Origin of the sequence: uncultured Chitinophaga sp. (assembly GCF_937874145.1) — a bacterium.
GTDB lineage: Bacteria > Bacteroidota > Bacteroidia > Chitinophagales > Chitinophagaceae > Chitinophaga.
The window spans coordinates 1-5635 of sequence record NZ_CALNBI010000128.1 but is presented as its reverse complement, the minus strand read 5'-3'; the positions used below and the strand labels follow the sequence as shown (position 1 = coordinate 5635).

The 5635-nt window shown below is 54.9% G+C and carries 5 protein-coding genes; all 5 read left to right on the top strand.

What is annotated here, in order from left to right; translation table 11 throughout:
* The first annotated feature begins 291 nt into the window (after positions 1–291).
* Positions 292–498 carry a hypothetical protein gene (locus Q0510_RS05795; protein ID WP_298709087.1) on the top strand — a complete coding sequence of 69 codons (207 nt, stop codon included), beginning with the start codon at positions 292–294 and terminating at the stop codon, positions 496–498.
* Positions 499–512: 14 nt separating this feature from the next.
* The gene (locus Q0510_RS05790; RefSeq protein WP_298709086.1) at positions 513–1355 is read left to right on the top strand and encodes a hypothetical protein; all 843 of its coding nucleotides are present in this window, start codon (positions 513–515) and stop codon (positions 1353–1355) included.
* A 29-nt stretch (positions 1356–1384) separates the two neighbouring features.
* Complete coding sequence (locus tag Q0510_RS05785) at positions 1385–2398, top strand: SPFH domain-containing protein (protein ID WP_298709085.1); 1014 nt, start codon at positions 1385–1387, stop codon at positions 2396–2398.
* A 56-nt stretch (positions 2399–2454) separates the two neighbouring features.
* Complete coding sequence (locus Q0510_RS05780) at positions 2455–3702, top strand: DUF6620 family protein (RefSeq protein ID WP_298709084.1); 1248 nt, start codon at positions 2455–2457, stop codon at positions 3700–3702.
* A 145-nt stretch (positions 3703–3847) separates the two neighbouring features.
* Positions 3848–5635: GH92 family glycosyl hydrolase (locus Q0510_RS05775; protein ID WP_298709083.1), on the top strand; the 1788-nt coding region annotated here is incomplete at its 3' end.

The following is a 5635-nucleotide window of genomic DNA, read 5'->3' as shown; positions in this document are numbered from 1 at the left end:
GCAAAAATTGCTCTTTCATCATGATCAGATTAAAATAATTGGCTGATTTCGTCCTTAAATGTAGTTACAACTGGTAATCTGATTGCAACTATTATTTGCAATCATGGTACGATCTTTCAAACCTTTCCGCGGGCATGCCGGCAGCTGCTCCCTCCAACCCACCTTTAACCCCTGTATATTTCAATCCGGACAGCCTGTCAGGCATTCCAGCACCTTTCTCCCGCATCATAACCGGAAAACGCGGCACCTTTAGCCGGTAAATCAAACCATGCCCTACGGCCTTTGCTAATTATGATGAACCAGGAAAAGAAAAACACGCCCCCCTCCGACCTGCTGGCGAACATCCTTGCCAATTCCCTGCAATCCTCGGCAAAGCACCAACAGCAGCCATCCGGGACCGAAACACGGACCTGTACCGCATGCGGAGCCGCGCGCCCGGAAGGCACCGACCTGAGCACCTGCGACTTCTGCGGCGCGATATTTTTCCAGAAACCATAAAGCCCCTGTTACTTATGCAAGACACCGCCGACCTTACCGGAAGATGGGCCGGGTTTCTTTCCAAAATCGATGAAAGATTCCAGGAGACGCTTTCTCAGGCCCAAACTATATTACCGCAATTGCTCGACTACCAGCAATTCGATACGGTACCCTTCGCCAATGCCTGGTCCGGCATCGAGTCGCAGGCGAAAGCGCTGATCGCGAAGATCGGGGACACCTGGCAACAAACCGTTTCGGTCAGCTGGGAAGCTTTCCGGGACGATGAAGAAACGCGGCTGGCGGAAGATGGCGAAGCGCTGGAACCCTTCCAGGAGCGCTTCTACGGCATTTATTACGCTGAACAGGAAAAAGGGCGCCGGTTGATGCGGCAACTGGAGAAAGACCTGCGGACGTACGAGATCCGGACGTTTGCGGAGGCCGGGAAGAAACTCGCTGCCAAAGCCCGCGAAAACCTGTCGGCGGATTTTTGCTGCACCCAATGCCAGGCGCCGCTGCCGGTGCAGGAGCACTTTTACCGGTCGTATTACCAGGCCTGCCATTACTGCCAATGCACCAACACCTTCGAGCCGGGAACGGTGGCCAGGATGGTGGAACACTTTGCCGTGGGCCCCATGGCGGAAGAACAGGCGCTGGACGCTTACTGGCCTTATTGGGAACTGCTGCAGCAATGGAAGGATCAGGGGGAAGATGGTGTGCCACTTGTGACGAAAGACGCCGTTCTGCAAGCCTATACCACCTATATCGAAGTTTTCCTCAATGCCCGCATCAAAATGATCCCGGTGTACCAGGAACGGTACGAGGCAGACAGGAACGCGAAAATAGCATGGCTACGAAAGTATACGCTGGACGCCAATTGATTTTTCACTTCATCAAACCATCATAAAGCATGTCAATATTATCTGGTCAGTTACGATCCGTCATCGAGTGGGCCGATCCGGCTCCGGATCTCCTATTCGAACGCTGGACGGAAGCCGGCGACGAAATCAAAAACGCTTCCAAACTGATCGTGGGGCCCGGGCAGGGTTGCATATTCGTGTATGAAGGCAAAGTGGAAGGCGTTTTCACGGAAGAGGGGCTGTATAACCTCGAAACCGGGAACATTCCTTTCTGGACCAATATCAAAAACGCCTTGTATAAGTTTGAGTCGTTCCATAAGGTGGGGCTGTACTTTTTCCGGAAGGCGGACCTGCTCAACCAGCGATGGGGAACGCCGGCTCCGGTCACGTATGCTGACCCGCATTACAAATTTCCTGTTGGCGTGGGTGCGTTCGGGAATTTTTCGTTCCGCATCGCGGAGCCGGCCGCGTTTTTCCGCCAGGTGGTGGCGGGCGCGGCGGTGTACCCCGTGCGCGACATCCAGAAAGTGCTGTTATCGCGTATCACCCAACCCATGAGCGATTACCTCGCCAACGCTTCGTTTGGGTATACGGAGATCGACAAACACCGCAATGCCATTGCAGCATTCTGTAAATCCGCCGTGGCGCCCATTTTCGACACACTGGGCTTTCAGTTGCTGGATTTCAATATCGAAGGCACCCGTTTCGACGCGGCGACGCAGGAACGCATCGGCCGCATTTCGGACATGACGGCGGAGGCGCAGGCGCTCAGGGCCCTGGGGATCGATTACGCCCAGCACCAGCAACTACAGGCCATGCGCGATATGGCGCGGAACGAAGGGCAAGGGAACCCCGGCATGCAAATGGGCATGGGCATGGAAATGGGTAGAATGTTCGGCCAGATGATACAGCAACAGTCAGCGCCGCAACCGCCAGCTCCAACGCCCGCTCCGGCAGACGATCCCATGGAGAAGCTCGCCAGGCTCAAAAAACTCTTCGAGGCCGGGCTCATCAACGAGCAGGAATACACCGTCAAGAAACAGGAGATCCTCTCCCAGTTATAAACCCATCTAACCCCTATATTTCATCATTCGCAAAACATACTAAAAGTTAACAAACTATGGAAGAAAGGTACTCGCTGGTAGACCACCCCGCCAGTTTCAAATCCAGGGGCCTCGGCCAATTCGCTGACGAAGTATTGCCCGTGATCGATCAGTCGATCAGCCGGGATGCTTCGGAAACCGCCGTGGCGCAGCAAATCGTGTCGAAATACAAAGGCAGGAAAGTGGAGCTGATTACTGTAGCCGATAAAAAAGGCGATTTCAACCGTTCCACCATCGAAGTGATCGACTGGAACGAAGCCAAAAACAGGAAAGAAGATGTCATCAAAAGATTCCTGCAATCCCCTTTCACGACTGAATACCTGCCCTTCGGCTACCGGCTTACCGACGAGGGAAAAGAATACCTCTACCTCGCCGAAACGCTCGATACGCCTTCGCCCTGGGTACGGTCTTTCGGCGAAGACAGCAGCAATACCTGGGTGGGCCACTATTACGGCAGCTCCCTGCGCAACTGCGCCATCATCCCCTTTACATTACCCGAACAATACCTGAACCGGGATGCTTTTGAAGTGACCGCCGAGCTCGAAGCCCTCGCGCAGGCAAACAACGAAGCCAGCATTAAAGCTGCAGGTTTCGAAAGCCTTGCCCACGTTAACTACGCGATCGAAAAAGCCCGCCGCAGCGTAACGGCAGGCATCGCAGAAGCGCAGGCCATGCTCGATGTGCAATCCAAACAAATGGAAGCTGCGATGAACGACAACATCGCCGCCGCTAAATCCGGCGGGCTGCTCGATCCCATCAAAGGCATCAGCCTGGAGGACTGGGCCGCCGCAAACGTGCAGATTTCAAACGGCCGCGCGCTGGACGAGGTGTTGAAAGTCCTGGAAACCGAAAAACCGATTTGGGATGAAGTTTCGGCGGAATGGATGGCACGGATGTCGCAAGACACGACCTTCGCAATTTCCAAAGTATACGGCGACGCATTCACCAATCCCAACATCGGCAGATTTGCGCAAGCCGGCGGCGGAGCGCCGCAGGGTTCAGGTGAAACGGATAAGGTGAAAAACGATTTCGAGCTGTATATCAAGATCATGTGCCACCAGAATATGGCCAGCACGCAAGGGATCGACGCGGCATCGGTGCTGAAACAATATGGATTGTCGGTGACGGATTGGAGCATGATCGGTGCGCACTGGGCGCCGAAGATGGGCAGCGACCTGGCGCTGGCGATGAAGATGTCGCCCTTGATGGAAAAGTACAATGCCGAATTCGCGTCCGCAGGCGCGGGAGGTGATATCAACTTCTAAATCCTGTCGCAGATTTCAATCAACGGCCGCCTCCATCAACCGAGGCGGCCTTCATATTTCGCTTAGCTGCGAATATGCAAAATCGATATAGATAAGAGTTTCCTGCATTTTTTCTATATTGTTTGCGAAGCAACCCTGACATTCCATGAAAAACTGGTTCATCGCAGGCGCCCTCCTGTGCACGCAACAAATATCCGCCCAGCAGCAAGACCTCACCCGGTACGTGAACACCCTGCAGGGCACCAATTCCACGTTCGAGCTTACCCGCGGCAACACCTATCCCACCACCGCCCTGCCCTTCGGCATGAACACCTGGACGCCGCAGACCGGCAAAAACGGCGATGGCTGGAAATATCAATATCACAAAAAGACCATCCGCGGCTTCCAGCAGGCGCACCAATGCAGCTCCTGGTCCAACGATTACGCCGTTTTCTCTTTCATGCCCGTCACCGGGAAACTGGCCCTGCACGAAGATGAGCGCGCGGCGGGATTCAGCCACGCCAACGAAACGGCGCGCCCCGATTACTACAAAGTAACCCTCGACAATGGGATCAGCACCGAAATAGCGCCCACCGAAAGAGGCGCGCACCTCCGCTTTACATTTCCGAAACGGCAAAACAGCTACCTCGTACTGGACGGCTACACCAAAATGAGCATGGTGAAGATCATCCCGGAAGAACGGAAGATCATCGGCTATGTGAACAACGGGCATTACGTCCCTAAAAACTTCCGGAACTATTTCGTAGCCGTGTTCGACAAGCCCTTCGTGGCCTGGGGCACCTGGGAGAACCGGAAAAACACGGTTCAGGAAGGCGCGGATTCGAAGGAAGGCGAAGGTGCGGGCGCGTATATCCAGTTTAAACAGGGTGAAACAGTGCAGGTGAAAGTAGTTTCTTCGTATATCGGCTTCGAACAAGCCGCCATCACCTGGAACCGGGAACTGGCCGCGTTCAAAACGCTGGAAGAAACCCGCAAAGCCGCCAATGCCACCTGGAACAAACACCTCTCCCGCATCCTGGTGGAAGATACTTCGGAAACCAACAAAGCCACGTTTTATAGTTGCTTTTTCCGCGCCAGCCTCTTCTCCCGTCAATTCTTCGAATATGATGAAAACGGGCAGCCGCGGTATTACAGTCCGTACGACGGTACCGTACACGACGGCTACATGTATACCGACACGGGCTTCTGGGACACCTTCCGCGCGCAGTTCCCGCTGAACACGCTGCTGCACCCCACCATGCACGGCAGGTATATGCAGGCCATGCTGGCGGCACAGGAGCAATGCGGCTGGCTGCCGTCGTGGTCGTTCCCCGGCGAAGGCGGCAGCATGATCGGCAACCACGCCATTTCCCTGTTTGCGGATGCGTGGGTGAAAGGCATCCGGACCTTCGATCCCCGAAAGGCACTATCCGCCTACCTCCACGAAGCCACGCACAAGGGCCCCTGGGGCCCCGCCAACGGCCGCCATGGCTGGAAGGAGTATTTTCAGCTGGGATATGTGCCCTACCCGGAATACGGCGAAGGCACGGCAAAAACGCTGGAATACGCTTACGACGACTTTTGCGGTTACCAACTGGCGCAGCAGACCGGCGATTCCTTCCACGCCGGCATTTTCGCGAAGCAGATGTTCAACTATAAAAATGTATTCGATCCGGCCACCGGTTTTATGCGCGGCCGCGACAGCAAAGGGAAATGGCGGGAAAATTTCGACGCCACCGAATGGGGAGGCCCCTACACGGAAGGCGCGGCCTGGCACTGGCTCTGGTCGGTTTTCCATGATGTGAACGGATTGATAGGATTGCTGGGCGGAGATGCCGATTTCGTAGCGAAGCTGGATTCCGTGTTTACCATGCCCAATACTTTCAAAGTAGGCACTTACGGAAGGCCCATCCACGAGATGACGGAAATGGCGATGGCGAATATGGGGCAATAT